17 protein-coding genes and 1 pseudogene are annotated in these 17,050 nt (G+C 44.5%); 10 read left to right on the top strand and 8 right to left on the bottom strand.

Going from position 1 to position 17,050, the window contains the following annotated elements; genetic code table 11:
- Positions 1 to 688: 688 nt before the first annotated feature.
- Positions 689 to 2,404: an NAD-dependent malic enzyme gene (locus tag NHN17_RS17240; protein WP_255043886.1), complete on the top strand. Its 1,716-nt coding sequence runs from the start codon at positions 689 to 691 to the stop codon at positions 2,402 to 2,404.
- A 327-nt stretch (positions 2,405 to 2,731) separates the two neighbouring features.
- Here NHN17_RS17240 and NHN17_RS17235 read toward each other — a convergent pair whose 3' ends face one another.
- Positions 2,732 to 3,067 (bottom strand): DUF3392 domain-containing protein, encoded by a 336-nt coding sequence (locus NHN17_RS17235; protein WP_255043885.1) that lies wholly within the window; start codon positions 3,065 to 3,067, stop codon positions 2,732 to 2,734.
- A gap of 104 nt (positions 3,068 to 3,171) precedes the next feature.
- On the opposite strand from NHN17_RS17235, the gene NHN17_RS17230 reads away from it, so the two are divergent.
- The 5 genes from NHN17_RS17230 to NHN17_RS17210 all read left to right on the top strand — a co-directional run bounded on the left by NHN17_RS17230 (position 3,172) and on the right by NHN17_RS17210 (position 6,438).
- Complete coding sequence (locus tag NHN17_RS17230) at positions 3,172 to 3,309, top strand: DUF2256 domain-containing protein (protein WP_255043884.1); 138 nt, start codon at positions 3,172 to 3,174, stop codon at positions 3,307 to 3,309.
- A gap of 39 nt (positions 3,310 to 3,348) precedes the next feature.
- Positions 3,349 to 3,762 (top strand): alternative ribosome rescue aminoacyl-tRNA hydrolase ArfB, encoded by a 414-nt coding sequence (arfB, locus tag NHN17_RS17225; RefSeq protein ID WP_255043883.1) that lies wholly within the window; start codon positions 3,349 to 3,351, stop codon positions 3,760 to 3,762.
- Positions 3,763 to 3,850: 88 nt separating this feature from the next.
- On the top strand, positions 3,851 to 4,300 hold the full coding sequence (locus NHN17_RS17220) for a hypothetical protein (RefSeq protein ID WP_255043882.1): 450 nt from the start codon (positions 3,851 to 3,853) through the stop codon (positions 4,298 to 4,300).
- 127 nt (positions 4,301 to 4,427) lie between these two features.
- Positions 4,428 to 5,324, top strand: coding sequence for an aspartoacylase (locus tag NHN17_RS17215; protein ID WP_255043881.1), 897 nt, complete (start codon positions 4,428 to 4,430; stop codon positions 5,322 to 5,324).
- A 316-nt stretch (positions 5,325 to 5,640) separates the two neighbouring features.
- The gene (locus NHN17_RS17210; RefSeq protein WP_255043880.1) at positions 5,641 to 6,438 is read left to right on the top strand and encodes a helix-turn-helix transcriptional regulator; all 798 of its coding nucleotides are present in this window, start codon (positions 5,641 to 5,643) and stop codon (positions 6,436 to 6,438) included.
- Between the two features lie 166 nt (positions 6,439 to 6,604).
- On the opposite strand, the gene NHN17_RS17205 is transcribed toward NHN17_RS17210, so the two are convergent.
- From NHN17_RS17205 to NHN17_RS17190, 4 genes are read right to left on the bottom strand one after another with little or no spacing between them, the layout of a single operon-like run.
- On the bottom strand, positions 6,605 to 7,360 hold the full coding sequence (locus NHN17_RS17205; protein WP_255043879.1) for a glutamine amidotransferase-related protein: 756 nt from the start codon (positions 7,358 to 7,360) through the stop codon (positions 6,605 to 6,607).
- Positions 7,361 to 7,368: 8 nt separating this feature from the next.
- Entirely contained in the window at positions 7,369 to 8,532 is a 1,164-nt protein-coding gene (locus NHN17_RS17200) for an iron-containing alcohol dehydrogenase (RefSeq protein ID WP_255043878.1), read from the bottom strand.
- A gap of 29 nt (positions 8,533 to 8,561) precedes the next feature.
- A complete protein-coding gene (locus tag NHN17_RS17195) occupies positions 8,562 to 9,989 on the bottom strand; it encodes an aldehyde dehydrogenase family protein (RefSeq protein WP_255043877.1) in 1,428 nt (475 codons plus the stop codon).
- A 15-nt stretch (positions 9,990 to 10,004) separates the two neighbouring features.
- Positions 10,005 to 11,372: a glutamine synthetase family protein gene (locus NHN17_RS17190; protein ID WP_255043876.1), complete on the bottom strand. Its 1,368-nt coding sequence runs from the start codon at positions 11,370 to 11,372 to the stop codon at positions 10,005 to 10,007.
- A gap of 331 nt (positions 11,373 to 11,703) precedes the next feature.
- On the opposite strand from NHN17_RS17190, the gene NHN17_RS17185 reads away from it, so the two are divergent.
- The 3 genes from NHN17_RS17185 to NHN17_RS17175 all read left to right on the top strand — a co-directional run bounded on the left by NHN17_RS17185 (position 11,704) and on the right by NHN17_RS17175 (position 13,299).
- The gene (locus NHN17_RS17185) at positions 11,704 to 12,381 is read left to right on the top strand and encodes a DNA alkylation repair protein (protein WP_255043875.1); all 678 of its coding nucleotides are present in this window, start codon (positions 11,704 to 11,706) and stop codon (positions 12,379 to 12,381) included.
- Between the two features lie 134 nt (positions 12,382 to 12,515).
- Complete coding sequence (locus NHN17_RS17180) at positions 12,516 to 12,866, top strand: RidA family protein (protein ID WP_255043874.1); 351 nt, start codon at positions 12,516 to 12,518, stop codon at positions 12,864 to 12,866.
- Between the two features lie 178 nt (positions 12,867 to 13,044).
- The gene (locus NHN17_RS17175; RefSeq protein ID WP_373689575.1) at positions 13,045 to 13,299 is read left to right on the top strand and encodes a DUF1496 domain-containing protein; all 255 of its coding nucleotides are present in this window, start codon (positions 13,045 to 13,047) and stop codon (positions 13,297 to 13,299) included.
- Between the two features lie 129 nt (positions 13,300 to 13,428).
- Here NHN17_RS17175 and NHN17_RS17170 read toward each other — a convergent pair whose 3' ends face one another.
- From NHN17_RS17170 to NHN17_RS17160, 3 genes are all read right to left on the bottom strand, one after another.
- A complete protein-coding gene (locus tag NHN17_RS17170; RefSeq protein ID WP_166645346.1) occupies positions 13,429 to 13,593 on the bottom strand; it encodes a hypothetical protein in 165 nt (54 codons plus the stop codon).
- A 346-nt stretch (positions 13,594 to 13,939) separates the two neighbouring features.
- Complete coding sequence (locus tag NHN17_RS17165; RefSeq protein WP_255043871.1) at positions 13,940 to 14,239, bottom strand: YfcZ/YiiS family protein; 300 nt, start codon at positions 14,237 to 14,239, stop codon at positions 13,940 to 13,942.
- A gap of 235 nt (positions 14,240 to 14,474) precedes the next feature.
- Entirely contained in the window at positions 14,475 to 16,400 is a 1,926-nt protein-coding gene (locus tag NHN17_RS17160) for a RecQ family ATP-dependent DNA helicase (RefSeq protein WP_255043870.1), read from the bottom strand.
- A 254-nt stretch (positions 16,401 to 16,654) separates the two neighbouring features.
- On the opposite strand from NHN17_RS17160, the pseudogene NHN17_RS17155 reads away from it, so the two are divergent.
- Positions 16,655 to 17,047: pseudogene (locus tag NHN17_RS17155) on the top strand (methyl-accepting chemotaxis protein); the annotation flags it as partial.
- Positions 17,048 to 17,050: the final 3 nt, after the last annotated feature.

Here is a 17,050-nt window from a genome sequence, read left to right as displayed (position 1 = left end):
TGTTACTGCTCGCCAGCCTTATCCAAACGTATTTAGCTTGTAACCCCTAAATCAAGTACCTACTGGTGAACGCTTACATCTTTTGTGATTATGGTGACTTTTTTCTGATGTGATGTGCATTCCATTTGCGTCAGCCTTACATGAAATAGACATAAAAATGACTTTCTCCTGAAAAAAACAGCCAGGATTATGACATATTAATTTTCGTTTTTTTCAAGTTTAAACCTACTGGTTATCTGTATGTGTGATTATTGTAGTGGGCGCCTTGTACAAGTGCGCCGTAACTGGATTCAAAAGTTAAAATTTAAATCAATATGGAAGTGTGTTGACTGTGGTAAAGAGAAAAGGCTATGAAGGATAAGCAGTTAGTGCGAGACCTTGTAAAGACGAGGTCAGTAAATTTACTTAATAAAACAAGAAGTAAGCACTTGGATAAAAAGGCATTGAAATGCATTTTTCATGCTAAAAGATAAGCTTGTACAACAAAAATTTTGAATTACATAGATGCTGTATCATTGAATATTAGTATTGCGTTGCTGGTATAGACGTCAACTGTCATTTTTATTCATTTAAGACAAGTCTTCGATTGTCACATTTTTCATTAATCATAAGGATTATAATTTCTGCTGCTTTCTATACAGAAGAAAGCCGGAAAAATAACAATGAAAATAATGTGAACGGAGGATGAATGACGAGAGGAAAGTATCTACGTTGGAAGGATGAAAGTGGCAATGAGTTTAGGCCCGTATCGCTAACAGGCACTGAATTGCTTAATGATCGAACTCTAAATAAAAGTACTGCATTCACTTATGAAGAAAGAGCTGCTTTTCAGTTAGATGGTTTGCTACCACCACGTGTCCAGACTTTTGAAGATCAATTGAATAGGGTGTACGACGGCTTTAAAAATGCTTCAACCGATATCGAAAAATACCTTTTCTTGCGTGCCCTTCAAGATAGGAACGAAACCCTTTTTTATGCGCTGCTTTCCAAGCACGTAGAAGAGATGACACCGATTATTTATACCCCGACAGTCGGTAAGGCCTGCCAGGAGTTTAGTCACCGCTACCAAAAAGCTCGTGGTCTTTATATCACTGAAGACAACGTTGAAAGTATGGATGAGCTTGCCCGTCATTTCACTGGCAAAGATATAAAAATAATCGTGGTAACGGATAGCCAAGGCATCTTGGGGCTTGGCGACCAGGGGGTCGGAGGTATGGGCATCCCCATTGGGAAACTGTCTTTATATACCTTGGGGGCTGGTATTCATCCTGCTCATTGCTTACCTATAACACTGGATATTGGAACAGATAATCAAGATTTACTTGATGACCCTATGTACTTAGGGGTTCCTCGTCGACGTCTGAGAGGTGAGGAATATAAAGCCTTCATTAAGAAGTTTGTGCATCAGGTTAAGCGTAATTTCCCCAAAGCGGTTCTTCAATGGGAAGACTTCAGTAAATCCAATGCCTTCGACAACCTCTCGGACTACGAGGAGTACTTACCGTCGTTTAATGATGATATCCAGGGGACGGGGTCGGTGGTATTAGCCGGAATTCTGGGGGCGGTCAAAATTAAAGGTGAGACATTAGCAGACCAGAGTTATGTGGTTTATGGGGCGGGGGCTGGCGGTGTCGGCGTCGCTGATCAGATTTTTGCTGGTCTGCTCAAGGAAGGTTGCTCTCATGCGGTGGCTCGAGAAAAAATCTTTATCATGGACTCGCAAGGATTGGTGTTTGATGATCGTGATGGACTGGATGAATACAAGAAGCGCTACGCTAAACCAAGAGCGATGTCTCTAGACTGGAATGTCGCTGAGGCTGGCAAGGTATCATTAACCGAGTTAATTGATAACTACCCAGTAACGGTACTATTGGGTACCAGTGGTATTGGTGGCGCCTTCAAAGAAGGCCACATCCAGAAAATGATGGAGTATAGCCAGCGGCCGATGATCTTTCCGTTGTCTAATCCTACCGCGAATTGTGAAGCCTTACCTGAAGATATATACCGTTGGAGTGATGGCAAGGCTATCGTGGCAACAGGAAGCCCATTTGGTGATGTGAGTTACAATGGTCAAGACTTCCGGATAGGACAGGGGAATAATGTCTTTATTTTCCCTGGGGTAGGGCTGGCCGCAATTGTGTCTCGCACTCAAAAGGTGACGCTGGATATGTTCACTACGGCTTCTTATGCGCTGGCAGAAATGGTCGAGGATGACGATTTGGCCTCCGGTTGTGTATACCCGCGCATCAGCAATTTGAAGCAGGTATCTTTGCATGTCGCCACCCGAATTCTGACCGATATGCAGGCGAAAGACCCAAAATGTGACTTAGCAGGCAAAGATATTATTCAAGAGTTGGCTGAGCACACTTGGGAACCTATCTACCTACCATACCGTCGGGTATAAAATGACGTGATAAATATAGCCCGGCGAATGCCGGGCTTTTTACATTTCATGCCAAAGATTTAGCATTTTGGGCCACTTTCCCAGAAGCCGATCTGTCTCTTAACTGTTTGCTCAGCATCAGGGGTAAGATGTTGTTAAATATTGGTTAATTAACACATTCCAAGTCCAGTGGTAAGCAAGGAGGTTCGTTATGCATATGTCGTGCTTTCTATCAAAGTTAAAGCAGCTCATCGTGTTCTCATTTGTCGCTGTATCGGGTATTGGTCTGTGGCTGATGATGATGTATTACATCTTCAGATTAGCCGGCTAACATTGATAAAGTCATCGTTAGACTTGTTGGCGGTGTCGCTGGGCCCAAACACCGATGACAATGAATAAAGTCGAGATAACCGTAATAAGCCAGTGGTTAGCCAGCTGGCTTAGTTGCGTTGACAATAATGGAGCGGTACTGACAATAAAAAATCCGTAACCAAATGCATTAACCAATATAAAAATGATCGTTCTGACGATGAAGTTGGTGCCGACTAATTGTTTGCGCATAAACCGATTGATGTCAGCTGCAAACATTACAAGTAAGCAAGTGATCACTGCAGTGGCGATATCATCAATCCAAGGTCGGATCAAATTACCGATATCTGCAATCAGTGAAGCCATAAATTCCATAAGATTTAACCCAGAATACCGGACAACTCGCGAATACAGCTGTTGAGCGGTTTTACGTTATTGATCGTAAATAGGAAAGACGACCACTATTGCGTGAGGGTTAAATGAAAAAGAGTCATCTGCCGCAGAAAATGTGCGTAGCCTGTGGGCGCCCGTTTCATTGGCGCAAAAAATGGCGGCTATGTTGGGATAGTGTTCGTTACTGTTCTAAGCGCTGTCGGCGACACAAACTCGTCAAGTAAAGGTATACTACCCTCAGAACCCTTTTTCATTTTAGTTTTATGATAGAAATTTCTAATGCAGTCCAGTTGGGTGACTGGGAAGTTGAGCTGACACCAATACGTGCCCAGGGGGCTGGTGGACAAAACGTCAACAAAGTCTCATCGGCCATTCACCTTCGTTTCGATATTTCACGCTCGTCATTGCCTGCTTTTTATAAAGAAAGGTTGCTAGCATTATCCGATAGCCGGATCTCGAAAGAGGGGGTTATCGTCATCAAAGCCCAGCAATATCGCACTCAAGAGCTGAACCGTGAAGATGCGCTGGAAAGGCTGGTCGCTTTGATCAAAGCGGCGGTTGTGCAGCAAAAAGCCCGTCGCGCAACGAGACCGACTCGCAATTCACAGAAAAGGCGAGTAGATAAAAAAACACAGCGAGGCCAGAAAAAAGTGATGAGAGGCAAAGTGAAGTTTTGACTTGTATTGCAAAATCAATGTTTAACACTAATGTTGTAATTTAATTAGCGTTACATTTGGAAGCCTAAACTGTTCTAGGGAGATAGGGATGTCTGATAATAAGACCCAAAAGTTGTTGCAGCTGTTTTACCGCGAATCGGAACGAGTCAGGCTACTGGATCTGGATCGATTACCGACGCCTGATAGCTCGCAGCAAGATGAGCTGCAAACGTGGTTATCAGGCAAGCGCGATTTTTCTCTGACAGAGTTAACCCAACAACATTGGATCAAAACCTGTTCTGCAGGGTATGTTACTGAGCTATTACTCCACCCGAATGGTAGCCTGGAAGAGTTTACGTTGTTCAGAAGGCAGAAAACCCGTGGTGAGTGGCGGTTGGTTAGCGGCATGCTCGAACTGACTATTTATAAGGACGAAAATCGCTACGCTTGCACTGTGGTCGCCAGTCAAGGAAGCAGTATTCACTCAGCCATTGAATATAAAAACGGCCAGCTACATTCCTACCTGAAATTGGCCCAAACACGTCCCCAGTGGAATTAGGGTGTATTGGATGCTGGCACGACCAGCCTCATATGAGTCAATTATTATGCAATTTTAATGGAAAATTATCAGTGAAACTGTTATCAGTGGATATGGTATTAATTGATGAAGACGAGTCTGAGCAAAGATGACAGGGACGAATAAATTGAATAAAGTTGCGATTGTTGGTGGCACCCATGGTAATGAATTCAGTGGTATTTATTTATTGCGCAAATGGCGTGACACACCACAGGTGATTGAACGTGAGAGCTTTTCTGTAGAAACCGTTTTTGCGAACCCAAAAGCGTTTGAAGAAAATAAACGTTACCTCGATTGTGATATGAACCGCCAGTTTGCAACTGACGACCTTAACAATCTTGATCTGGCAAATTATGAGCAAAGCCGTGCGAAGGCTATTAACGCGCAGCTAGGGCCAAAGGGCGCAGCAAAAACCGACTTTATTATCGATTTGCATAATACGACCAGCAATATGGGGCCATCTCTTATCTTACTTCAGACTGATGCTTTTAATCGACAGTTGGGAGCGTATGTCACTGTAAAGATGCCAAGTGCTGTTGTGGTATTGGAAGATCATATCCCGGTCCATGAGCACAGCTTTTTAAGCTCTATTTCTGAAAAGGGCGTGATTGTAGAAATTGGCCCGCAACCACAGTCTGTTATTCGCCAAGATGTTTTAGACTGGATGGAAGAAATGACAGGCCATATTTTGGACTTTGTCGATTTGCATAATCGTGATGCCTTACCGGAGCTTCCGGCCAGCTATGAAGCATACAAGTACCATGAAACGTTGAAGCTGCCTGAAAATGAGAATGGTGAGCGTATGGGCATGGTTCATCACAGTGTGCAAGATGCCGATTTTAAGGTGCTTCGTCATGGTGACCCTATCTTCACCTTGTTTAACGGGCAAGAAATTTGCTGGGAAGGGGATTACGAGGCGTACCCGCACTTTATCAATGAAGCGGCTTACTATGATAACAACCTCGCGATGTCGTTGGCTAAGCGCGTTATTGTTGGCGTGAAGTAGTTGCTGATGCCTTCCCCTTGGGAGTTTGAGACTTCTTGGATATACAGTAAGCAGTAGGGCGTCATATCTACTGCTTATTAGTTATGATAAATGCTGAAATATAAAGGTATGAGAGTCATTGTGTATTGCTGATCATCTACCTTTCCATTGAAATCGATTACATTTTGTTCATTCCAAAGCTTGTTACATTTCCTTACATAAGACCAATTAAAAACCTTGATATTATCTGATGGCTAAGTATGTTTACTATCAATAATTTTGATTATAAAAAGTCAGTTAGGTGCTGAGTTAATAGTTTTAACTCACTAAAAGAATAATGAACATAACAGATGAGCAATATGTTTACGCGGTCGGACTCAAGAATATTTCTTGCCCATTTCCCTGTGCCATTTATGATGAAAAGGGAAATTATGCTGCAATTAATAAACCTTATGAAGATATTCTAGGCTTGAAAAGTGAGCTTGCTATTGGGGCGAAAAATTCAGAGATTCAATGTAACTTTAGCGATTTCGCTGCGGTGATAGATGTTCAAAACAAGCATGTGCTAGAGAGTAAAGATTATATTTTTTCATTAAATATAATAAGGTTGGAGTCAGGCTGTAAAGCGTATTACGTTTCTAAACGTCCAATAATAAATGCTGATGGCAAAGTAGTCGGTATTGATGTCAGTATGTATAATACTGGCTTCATTTTTACATTGTCTTCTGCGTTTAATGATCCAACAACGTATTATAATCAAGGTCACGAAGTTGACTTTAAAGCGTCTAGATTATGTGAGAGCTTTACACCATTACAGGAAACGTATGCATATTTTATTATGTGTGGATTTTCTAACGACTTTATCAGCACGGTTCTTGGTAAATCAATTAAAACAGTTGAGAATAACATGGCGAGGCTGATTGATAAGGCACAGCTGCGTTACAGTATGAAGATAAACAGTAGAAAAACACTCCGTTATTATTTACTGCAAAATAGAATAACTAATTTGTCACCTGCTGGGTTAATGGCAAATACGATTAAAACCTTAACTAAAGTACCCAGTAATTGTACATTCAACGATACGTACCCATCTGAGTTTGATTTAATATTCAATGACTTTGGTAAGGATATCTAAGTGCTGAGATAGCCCAAAGGTGCACGCCCCGGTGAACAACATCGTAACTCAAGAGAGGTTGTTTGCTGGGGTTTGCGTCATGGCCAACTTTACGATTAACGATTAACGATTAACGATTAACGATTAGTCGTGAGGAGAAAGAGATGAGTTGGCTTGTTTGAAGGGCTTATTTGGTTTTATTAAAGGAACGGGGCTCGTTGATAAGTTGCCGGTAGCGGAAGAACTGAATGATCCATCGGGTCACCTGAAGGTGATCTGTCGGCTGAACCAACGAATCTAATGCGCTTTGATATGTCGCGGTGGGATAACAGCTCTTTTTGAGTTTCATTAAATCGTAAAGGTATTCAGGGGTGAATTCTGGGTGGCCCTGGATACTCAGAAAATGATCGCCGACTAATAGGATGCTGTTTGGGCAAAAATCACTGCCAGCAAGGGTGATACAGTCTGCAGGGGAGCGAAGGACTTGATCTTGATGGCTTACCAGCAGTGATAAGGTGCCTGGTGGTTCGGTTATCCAAGGGCAGCGTTGTGCTGCTTTTAAATCAATGGATATTTGTTTCGCTCCAATTCCCCAGCCTCGCTCTGAACATACTACTTCCCCGGCTAACGCCTGCGCGATCATCTGATGGCCAAAACAAATACCGACCAGTGGGACTTGCTGAAAGTAGAGCTGGTGAATGAACCCCTGGAAAACATTTATCCACCGGCTTTGTTCATAAACACTGTATCGGCTGCCACTGGTGAGATAACCGTCGCACTCATTCAAGGATTGTGGGTATTGACCGTCAATGACTCGGTAAAATTCAAGTGTGATATTTGGGTCGACAGCGGCAAATAGATTGGAAAACATCGCGGGATAGTTTCCATGTTTGCCCTGCAGCTCAGGCCTAACATCATCACACAGTAATACACCTAATTTCATGTGCCATCCTATAGATCGAGCGTGCCGTTAAGTGAATGGTAAAACACGTTTTCGTATTGTTCTTGGGAAAGATGGATAGGGTTTCCACTGGCTGCTGCGTCCTGTACAGATTGCGCCGCAATGGCTTTTTGATCCTGAATATTGACGCCTAGCTCAGCCATGGTATGAGGGATGTGAAGTTGCTTGCGTAGAGCCAGTATCCATTCAAGCACACCGTCAAAACCTTCATTTTCCAGCTCGAGATAATGGGAAAGCCTTAACATCTTTTCATGAAGATAATGCCGGTTTGCACACAGCACATAGGGCATTAAGACGGCGTTTAATAGGCCGTGATGTAAGTTGTAGCGTCCCCCGAGGGTATGAGCCAAAGCGTGCATCGCTCCAAGCCCCTTCTGAAAGGCTGTTGCTCCCATGGTTGAGGCTATTAACATCTGAGTTCTGGCTTGCAGGTTGTTCCCATCAATATGAGCAATAGGTAGATAGAGTTTTATTAGGCGCATTCCCTCGATGGCAATCGCTTCGGCCATGGGGTGATAGCTGGGGGAGCAGTAGGCTTCAAGGTTGTGCGATAACGCATCCATCCCTGTGGCAGCCGTGAGATGTGGAGGAAGGTCAACGCTTAGCACCGGGTCAAGGATCACCTGTACGGGGAGCATTTTCGGATGAAAGATTATGCGTTTGGACTGACTTTGAGTATCGGTAATGACTGATGCCCTACCGACTTCAGATCCTGTCCCAGCGGTGGTCGGCAATGCAATGACTGGGGCGATAAGGTTAGCGTCAGCTTTGGTCCAGTTCTCGTTAATATCTTCAAACTGCCATAAGGGTTGTTGCTGTTTTGCAACCAAAGCGATGGCCTTGCCTATGTCAATGGATGATCCCCCGCCAAGGGTAACGACACCGTCATGATTTCCTTTTAAAAAGTACTCAATGCCATATTCCACCTGCTCGCCTGTCGGATTACCTGAAAAGTCACTAAAAATAGAGCTCGGTAAGTCAGCGGATTGGCAAGATAAGACAAGATTTCGGGTAGTTTGGTTATCGGTTAGTGCGGGATCGACAACAAAGAGAGGGCGCTGGATAGATCGCGTCTTGCACACTGAGGCGAGCTGCGAGCTGGCATGTTCGCCAACGAGAATTTCTGTAGGGTAGTGCCAGTGCAGCAGAGTCATAGGTTAGTCCGGTATGTTAGGTGGCATGACTATTCGGTCGGATGCTTAAGGTGGAATGACTTAGGTCGAGTTAACGTTTCGAATCCGAGTGTTGATAAAGCGTAGCCTTTTCCTGAGTGTTTGACCCCAGTCCAAGCCAGAGCGGGATCCAGGTAATCGCAGCGGTTGGCGAAAAAGGTTCCGGTTTCGACTTGCTCGCCAATACTGATCGCCCGGTTTATATTAGATGTAAAAATGCAGGCGGTTAAACCGTATTCGCTGTCATTCATTAAATCGACAGCCTCATGATCTGAATATACTTTTTGAATGGGTAATACCGGACCAAATGTTTCTTCTGTCATGATCCGCATTTGATGATTCACATTCGTTAACAACTGAGGAGCGAGATAAGGGGTGCCGGGTTTACTGTTTGGAAAACAGACTTCAGAAATATGAGTCTGAGCACCTTGGTGTTTGGCTTCTGTAATTTGTTGACGGACATGGTCGGCCGCTGATACCGATATCAAAGGACCTAACGTTGTGTCTTCATCGAGCGGAAACCCCAATTGGTATTGATTGACGCGTTGAATTGCCTTTTCGACAAATTCATCATGTACCCGATAATCGACGTAAATCCGCTCAATGGCACAACATGATTGCCCCGCATTATAGAGCGCACCGTCTACAATAGCGTCAACTGTGAGGTTTATGTCGGCATCATTGCAGACATAAGCGGGATCATTACCGCCTAGCTCAAGGCCAAGTCCGTGAAAATGACCAGCTGCAGCGATCTCGACGTTTGCTCCGCCAGTAACGGAGCCAGTAAATACCACATGCTGAATTTGCTCACTGCTAACGGTATCTTCGGTTGCGTCATGGCTTAAGAACAAATGCTGGAATATACCTTCAGGCAGTTGAGCTTCATCAAAAGCTTGTTGGAATCGTTGCGCACAAAGAGGCGTGTGGGAAGACGGCTTTAAGATCACACTATTACCTGCTAGCAGGGCCGGTATGATTGAGTTAATAGCGGTGAGATAGGGATAGTTCCAAGGCGAGATCACCAAGACCGTACCCAATGGTTCTCTGGAGATATAACGAGTAAAGCCTTTTTTTTCAGGAAGTTTGATGGTGGCAAGCGCCTGCTCACTATGCTTTATCATGTACCTAGCCCGCTCTTCGACACCTCTTAATTCACTACTGCTATGCCGTATCGGTCGACCCATCATCCAGCTCAACTCGCTGGCAATCATATCTCGGTGACTCAGCAGCGCATCAATAGCCCGACTGCAGTAGTCTTGTCGTTGGGCTAAAGGCACTTGTTTCCATATTTGTTGAGCGACATTCGCTTTATCCAGTGTTTGTTGGATAACTTCGGGAGTCGCCATCGTCACAGTCGCGACAACACTGCCATCGGCTGGAGATATTGTATTTTGGATAACCCCTTCTTGTTGCCTATTGGGTTTGGCTGAATGATTCAAGCGCCTTTCCTTGTGTTAAATAATCTCGAAGTAACGGTTGAGCTCCCAGTCAGTTACATGCTTTCTAAACTCCCTGTCCTCCCATTCTCGCGAAGCGGCAAAATGGTCGACAAATGCCTGGCCAAAGAGTGAAACGGCAGCTTCAGACTGCTTGAATTGCTGGGTGGCATCCCAGAGCGTTCGGGGCAAAGCGAGAGTGTCACTGTGAGTTTGTTGGTAAGCATTCCCTAGCACTGGGTCCGATGGCTCCCAGCCTTGTTCTACACCAATCAGACCAGAACCCAAGGCAGCAGCAAGTGCTAAGAAGGGGTTGGCATCCGCCGCACCGATACGGTATTCAATGCGTTGTGATTTTTGAGAGCCAGTGATCACCCGCAGTGACGTCGTGCGGTTTTCGATCCCCCAAGTGGCATCGGTTGGGGCCCAAAACCCGGGGATCATTCGGCTGTAGCTGTTAACGGATGGTGCGACCATACAAAGCAGTTCTGGCATCAGGCGTTGTTGACCGGCGAGAAAATGACGTTGTAGGGCACTCATTGAATGGGCTTGATCGGCACCAAAGAATACATTCTTGCCGTCTTGATCTAGTAGGGAAAGATGAATGTGGCCACTCTGACCAGGGTAGTCATTACTCCATTTAGCCATGAAGGTCGCCATGAGATCATTCTTCTGGGCCAGTACTTTCATGTAGGTCTTAAACAGTGCCGCCTTGTCGGCCGCATGACAAGCGTAGTCGACGGCAATAGCCGCTTCAATCACCCCAGGACCTGTCTCTGAATGGATCCCTTCAATGGGAAAGTCCATGGTCTCGGCCATCGCAAGGATAGACTGATAGAGTTCGGAGTAGGTTGAGTTTCGTATCATCGAATAGCCAAACCAATCGGGGGTTATAGGCTTCAGATTACGAAAACCTTTTTCGCGAACAGAGTGGGGGGTTTCACGAAAGAGGAAGAACTCATACTCGAAAGCAGCCTTGGGGAGAAGTCCCATGGATTTGGCTTTATCCAATACTCTTCGTAGTGTTGCCCTTGGGCATACCGACTCGGCTTCTCCGGCAAACTCAGCCATAAACAGCAGCATGCCGTCTTCACCCAGTACATCGCGGCAACTTGAAGGGATAATACGTACTGGCGCGTCGGGATAGCCAGTGTGCCAGCCTGTGTATTGGGCATTGTCATAGAGCTGATCTTTGACATCCCATCCTAAGACAACGTCACAAAAGGCAAAACCAGTATCGAGGGAAGAAAAGAATTTCTCCTTCGACATGTACTTGCCGCGCATCACGCCATCGTTATCGAACAGCCCAACCTTGACGTGACTGAGCTTGCGTTCCTCGATGATCTGCTTGGCATCGTTAACCGTTTTGACCTCTCTTGGCACCATAAGCGGGTATCCCTTCTGTTGGCTAAGCGGTGTTAAATTGATTAGGCAAAGATGACTGTAATTAGGATTATTTTATTATTGTTATAAACCTAGGAAGAGGTCGGGCATTCGTCAACTTTATCAATAGGGTGAAAAAGTCTTAGACATACCCAAATAACCTCGAAATAGACTCCTGTTTCATTCGGTCATTTTCCTTGAACTGAACACCTTGATGAAGCTCTGAATTTCCCAATTGAAGTCACTTGGGTATGAGACGTTGGTATTAAGTCAGTAACTGTGTTCCAATATTGGTGAAATATATTAATAACATGTAAACAAAAGGAAGTTATTGATGTCACTTGTTATTCCTATGGTGATATTCATACAGCAGAGAATGGCCGAAGTGGGTAATGCTGATAACGCAAAAGCCATGCAAGCGTATATGAAAACCGAACAGGATTTTTATGGTGTAAAGGCACCAGAACGAAAGGCGATATTCAAGCAAGCTCGTGAGCATACTCAGATCACTTCTTTCATTGAGTACAAACGATTGGTGCTATGGTTGTGGTCGGGGGAAAACCGTGAAGAGCAATACCTTGCGATGGATGCCGCCGAATACTACACCTCGTTTCGTACCCTAGAGGCGTTTCCTGTTTACGAAGAAATGCTAACTGAAGCGAGCCATTGGGACACGGTGGACAAAATATCCTCGAACCTTATTGGTCCTTTAGTGAAAGAACACCGAGAGCTTGAAGATGTCGTTCGAGGTTGGCGTCAGTCAGACAATATGTGGCTGCGTCGCGCTTCATTGCTTATTCACCTCAAACACAAGAAAGAGACAAATCTCTCGCTGCTTGAAGAAACAATTCTAATGCTAGCTGGTGAACAAGAGTTTTTTATTCGAAAAGCGATTGGTTGGGTGCTGAGAGAATACGCTAAGACAGATGCGGAGTATGTGAAGTCTTTTGTTCAGCGCTATCAAGAACAATTATCTCCCTTGAGCCAAAAAGAAGCGCTAAAGAATCTATAAACACTCGATTCGCTATCAAATTGATAGTCATAACTTCTTTTTACTACGTTGTGTGCAGTTGTTAATATAGCGCTGTTCCGTAATTAAAAGAATTACATTCTATCAGGTCCCAATAACATAAGAAGGCATTTACTGTGATTGAACGTCAAGAAACTGGACAGCGTATGAGTCGTATCGTTAAGCATAATGGTACGGTTTACCTGTGTGGCCAAGTGTGTGCAGATGCGACACAAGGTATCACTGAACAAACTCAAACCATGTTGGATAAAGTAGAGGCGTTACTGGAACAAGCTGGCAGTGATAAAGAGCACATGCTTTCTGCGACAATTTACATCAAAGACATGAAAGATTTCGCTGAAATGAACGCGGTATGGGATAACTGGGTGCCAGCCGGTCATGCTCCAGCCCGTGCATGTGTTGAAGCAAGCATGGCACGTGACGTGTTACTAGTCGAAATCTCCGTTGTCGCTGCAGTTAAAGAATAATCGCTATTAACGAATTATCATCTTATTGCTTAAGTAAAAGACTAATTGGGTCGATAATAATAGCTAAGGGTTAGTTGTGTGTGGGCTCTAGGTGTTTATCAAGGAGGATGTGGTAATGAAAAAGCGGAATTCGGTATGGCAGGCTTGTTGTAAATGCATTTCCCGTTCTCAGTTTATTGTGTTTACTTTGTTCTTGCTATTGGCGATGCCAGCGTCATTGCCTGTCATGGCAAAAGAGATATCGGTAAAATCTCAGCCAAAATTGAGCCTTGAAGGGACATTCAATACTCAGCGTGTTTGCTTCTATCAAGGGCAGTCATACTCGTTGGGGGCAGTGATCGCCATTGAAGGCGTGCTGATTGAATGTCAGCCGGAAAAACACTTTGAAACCAATGGTGCCCTGAAGTGGACCAAGATTGAAAAGAAGTCGTAATTAAGGCTCAATTGCCACCAACCATGCACCCATAAAAATGTACTCTTAAAGAAAATGCAGCCATATCCCAAAGGACAGGCTGCATTATCGTAACAGGGGGAACTGTTACTTGAATATCAAATGTCTGGATTAGCGAATAAGGCGACCTGAATCAGGGCCAAGTTTGCCAGTACCGCCTTCATGATGAGCCGTTTTTGCCCCCATTTCTTGCATCAAAAATTCTTTCAATGCTGCAGACTCGCGTTCGTTAGTTGGTTTCCAGTTAGAGATCACTCGTGCTTTATTGCTGTTCATCGAATATTTCCTTTTCTATCCATGATATGGATTCAATATCATGTGCTTAGTGATTCATAATGCTGCTGCATTTTCATACAAAGCGAGATCAATTTCCACTATTAATTCGCTCTGCGAATGCACTTAAATTGATACTCATTGATAACAGATAATCGCTCACAAGCATATCTGACCAGTTTGATGGGAATATATGCAAGTAAAAAGAGTAACTATGTCCCTATTGAGTGCTTTGTTAAATATAGCTGAAAAATGGTACAAAAAAAGCCGATACCATGAAGGAATCGGCTTTTCTAAATCATAAGAAAAATGTTATAAAATTACATATTTTTTCAGTTTACTAAGCGGTTTAGCGCATTAGTGAGCGTGTTTTAAGCTCGAAAATCAGTTTTTCTGCACTGCACTCGAATTGGATACGTGCAGTTAGTTCAGTGCTGTCATCTTTAAGCGGGCTAACTTCATGCTTGAAGTTAGCATTAACTTCTTTAGCGAGCGCAAGGTAGTTAGCAAGTTCTGCTTCTAGTGCAGCTTTGTTACCACCAAAGATTTTGACATCAGCAACATCATCATTTTCTTTAATGATGAAACCCATCTCAGCAGATACACCGCATGCTTCGCAGGTTTGGTACTCTTGGCTTTCGTTTGTCATGGCGTTTACTCTATCTCCATTTATATTATACCCAAGTCACTTCAAGGTGTTTGCTTGCCCTTCGGTAGCTCTGAATCCTACAACTTAAAGTCACTTGTGTTTATGTGGACATCATAAAACTTTGTGACGAAGATCGCCACGGAGTAATGTTATTTTTCATAATACAAATGACGATGTGTAATAGGACACTGCCCTCACCCTGTGAGGAGGGCAAGAAATATATGATTTAATTCTGTTAGCTAAGGTTTGGATAAATATGATGAATTTGGGTCAATGTCTGCTGAAAAGGGTACTGTTCCATTTTCCCAAAACCTGATAGCTGGCGAGCTTTAATGACGTTGTGAAGCGGGCTTGTCATACCGCATAGGAAACGGGTGAGAGCGGCTGCTGAAGGGGCTGCTGGGCAAGCGGAAATAAATGGATCGCACCATGCTTTAAGCATGTTTTCCGATACATCAGCCAACTGGTTATCAGATGGCAGCTTGGCAACGCTTCCACGGCAGACCGAGCAATGATCACATTGTTGTGGGGCTTGGTGATCAGCAAAGTAGCTGGCTAATTCGTGGCTTAGGCATTGCTCGTTTTCGAAGAAGGCGAGCATGTTGTCTAACCTTGCAATTTCACTCTGCTCTTTGGCCTTGAACAGCTGATACAAGCGAGCGGCCTCTTCTTTAATATCGAAGTTTGGATTGGTAACACGGTACACATCGGTCATCTGTTTGCTTTCTAAAGCAACCCAGCCTTTTTCACTGAAGTAGTCGATGGCTGCGACAACACGTTTACGCTCTGTCTGGGCAGTCTGCCATAAGGCATCGAAATCAACCGTATGCCAGGTACGCGCTTTTGGCGAGCAGGCAAAGATGTGGCTAACGAAGCTTTGTCGCTCACCTTGGAACTGATTGATAATAAACTGCTGATCAGTAAGCAGTTTAAAGCGGTAATCGGCAAAGTAGGTGTACTGAGGCTCGATGATTTGGGCCATTTCCAGATATACCAGCAAGGTTTTCAGTGGCAACATCCGGATATTACTTTCTTTGGAGAGCCGCAGTTGCACCACTTCCCACTGTGGTACATTTTGTTTGATGAGCCTAAGTACCGTTTCAATTGCAGATTGATCGGGGGTATCGCCATACACAAAATTCTCCAGCACATTGAGCCCTGACTTGTTGCCAAGCAGTATGCAGTCTGAATGCTGGCCATCACGTCCGGCTCGACCGATTTCCTGACTGTAGTTTTCTATTGATTTGGGAAGATCAAAGTGAATAACTCGGCGGATGTCTGCTTTGTCGATCCCCATCCCGAAGGCAATGGTGGCAATCGTACATTGGTGTTTGCCCGCCATGAAATCACGTTGAATTTGTTGGCGACGATCGCTGTCCATCCCTGCATGATATGCCTGTGCCATGATCCCTTGTTGTTGCAGCGCCGCTGCAAGCTCTTCTGCTGTTTTTTGCAATGTCACATAAACAATGCTCGGTAGTGACGGATCGCTAGCCAGTGTATTGTATAAAGCAGCTTGTTTGTCGGACTCTGACGTCGGGGTGATAGTCAAATCGAGGTTAGGGCGATAGAAGCCAGTGATCACGATATTGTTATCTTCAATCCCGAACTTGTGTCCCATATCGCTGATAACCGCTGGGGTTGCCGTCGCTGTCAGCAAGAGCACCTGAGGGATATTCAACAACTGGCGATACTGAGGAAGTTTGAGGTAATCTGGGCGGAAATTATGGCCCCATTCGGAAATACAGTGGGCTTCATCGACCACTAATAATGAAATTGGTACTTGGGAGATAAACTGACGAAAACGTTCGTTGTTCAGCCTTTCGACTGAAATCATCAGAATCTTAATGGTCCCCGACCGTACCCCTTGCATGACTTGCTGTGTCTCTTCCCAGCTTTGGCTTGAATCAATGGAAGCCGCTTGAATGCCCTTACTGTGCAAGAAGTTAATTTGGTCTTTCATCAACGCCAGTAATGGCGAGATGACCAGTGTCAGGTTGGGAAGCTGCAAAGCAGGTAACTGATAGCACAGTGACTTGCCCGAGCCAGTAGGGAAGATAGCGGCAGCTGAATGGCCTTCAATGACTTTACTGATCACTTCATCCTGGCCGGGGCGGAGGTTATCGAAGCCAAAATACTGTTTAAGGTTGTTGAGATACATGGGCAGTTTATGTTGATGGGACCATACACCGATCATACCTAAGTATGTAGTGATTGCCCATTCGGTTAGCTTGGTAGCTTAGGGGCGAAGGAAACACAAGGATGGGGGTTGAGTCAGCAATGCCTCAATCTAAGTGAGCATGAATGGTTTGTAATGATTTCAGTTACATTAATTGCAAATAAAATCAGTGCCTTATGGTGTTAGAATTGCGCTTCAAAATATACCTTGTGGGTTTTATACAGACTTAGGTAAATGCCGAGCAAACAAATTTACTGGCATTGAACGCGGCCATTGAAGCGGCTCGTGCTGGCGAGCAGGGAAGAGGTTTTGCGGTGGTAGCCGATGAAGTACGTTCACTTGCAAGCAAAACACAAATGAGCACTGGTGAAATCCAAACGATGATTGAGCGTCTGCAACATGCTGCGAAGCAAGCGGTAGCGGCAATGGAACGTAGTCGTGAGAGTGGTATTGCCACTGCAGCGAGCCAACAGAGCCAGGTGAGTGAAGATATTAGCCAGAACGTCCAAAAAATAGCGGATAAAAGTCAAGAAGTGGTTGGGAAGGTAAGTGCAACGGAAGAAGCCTTTATACAACTTGCAACGCAATGCCAGACATTGCGGCAGCAAGTTGGTCGTTTCCAAGTTTGATAA

Origin of the sequence: Photobacterium pectinilyticum (genome assembly GCF_024357955.1) — a bacterium.
Taxonomy (GTDB): domain Bacteria; phylum Pseudomonadota; class Gammaproteobacteria; order Enterobacterales; family Vibrionaceae; genus Photobacterium; species Photobacterium pectinilyticum.
This window is presented reverse-complemented; position numbering and strand designations above follow the sequence as displayed.

What these genes read in the sequence shown, in the direction of transcription:
- NHN17_RS17185 (WP_255043875.1), top strand. Translation starts at nt 11,704, where the DNA reads ATGTCACTTGTTATTCCTATGGTGATATTCATACAGCAGAGAATGGCC.
- NHN17_RS17190 (WP_255043876.1), bottom strand. Translation starts at nt 11,372, where the DNA reads ATGGTGCCAAGAGAGGTCAAAACGGTTAACGATGCCAAGCAGATCATC.
- NHN17_RS17240 (WP_255043886.1), top strand. Translation starts at nt 689, where the DNA reads ATGACGAGAGGAAAGTATCTACGTTGGAAGGATGAAAGTGGCAATGAG.
- NHN17_RS17220 (WP_255043882.1), top strand. Translation starts at nt 3,851, where the DNA reads ATGTCTGATAATAAGACCCAAAAGTTGTTGCAGCTGTTTTACCGCGAA.
- NHN17_RS17210 (WP_255043880.1), top strand. Translation starts at nt 5,641, where the DNA reads ATGAACATAACAGATGAGCAATATGTTTACGCGGTCGGACTCAAGAAT.
- NHN17_RS17215 (WP_255043881.1), top strand. Translation starts at nt 4,428, where the DNA reads ATGACAGGGACGAATAAATTGAATAAAGTTGCGATTGTTGGTGGCACC.
- NHN17_RS17165 (WP_255043871.1), bottom strand. Translation starts at nt 14,239, where the DNA reads ATGACAAACGAAAGCCAAGAGTACCAAACCTGCGAAGCATGCGGTGTA.
- NHN17_RS17170 (WP_166645346.1), bottom strand. Translation starts at nt 13,593, where the DNA reads ATGAACAGCAATAAAGCACGAGTGATCTCTAACTGGAAACCAACTAAC.
- NHN17_RS17205 (WP_255043879.1), bottom strand. Translation starts at nt 7,360, where the DNA reads ATGAAATTAGGTGTATTACTGTGTGATGATGTTAGGCCTGAGCTGCAG.
- arfB (WP_255043883.1), top strand. Translation starts at nt 3,349, where the DNA reads ATGATAGAAATTTCTAATGCAGTCCAGTTGGGTGACTGGGAAGTTGAG.
- NHN17_RS17230 (WP_255043884.1), top strand. Translation starts at nt 3,172, where the DNA reads ATGAAAAAGAGTCATCTGCCGCAGAAAATGTGCGTAGCCTGTGGGCGC.
- NHN17_RS17160 (WP_255043870.1), bottom strand. Translation starts at nt 16,400, where the DNA reads ATGTATCTCAACAACCTTAAACAGTATTTTGGCTTCGATAACCTCCGC.
- NHN17_RS17200 (WP_255043878.1), bottom strand. Translation starts at nt 8,532, where the DNA reads ATGACTCTGCTGCACTGGCACTACCCTACAGAAATTCTCGTTGGCGAA.
- NHN17_RS17235 (WP_255043885.1), bottom strand. Translation starts at nt 3,067, where the DNA reads ATGGAATTTATGGCTTCACTGATTGCAGATATCGGTAATTTGATCCGA.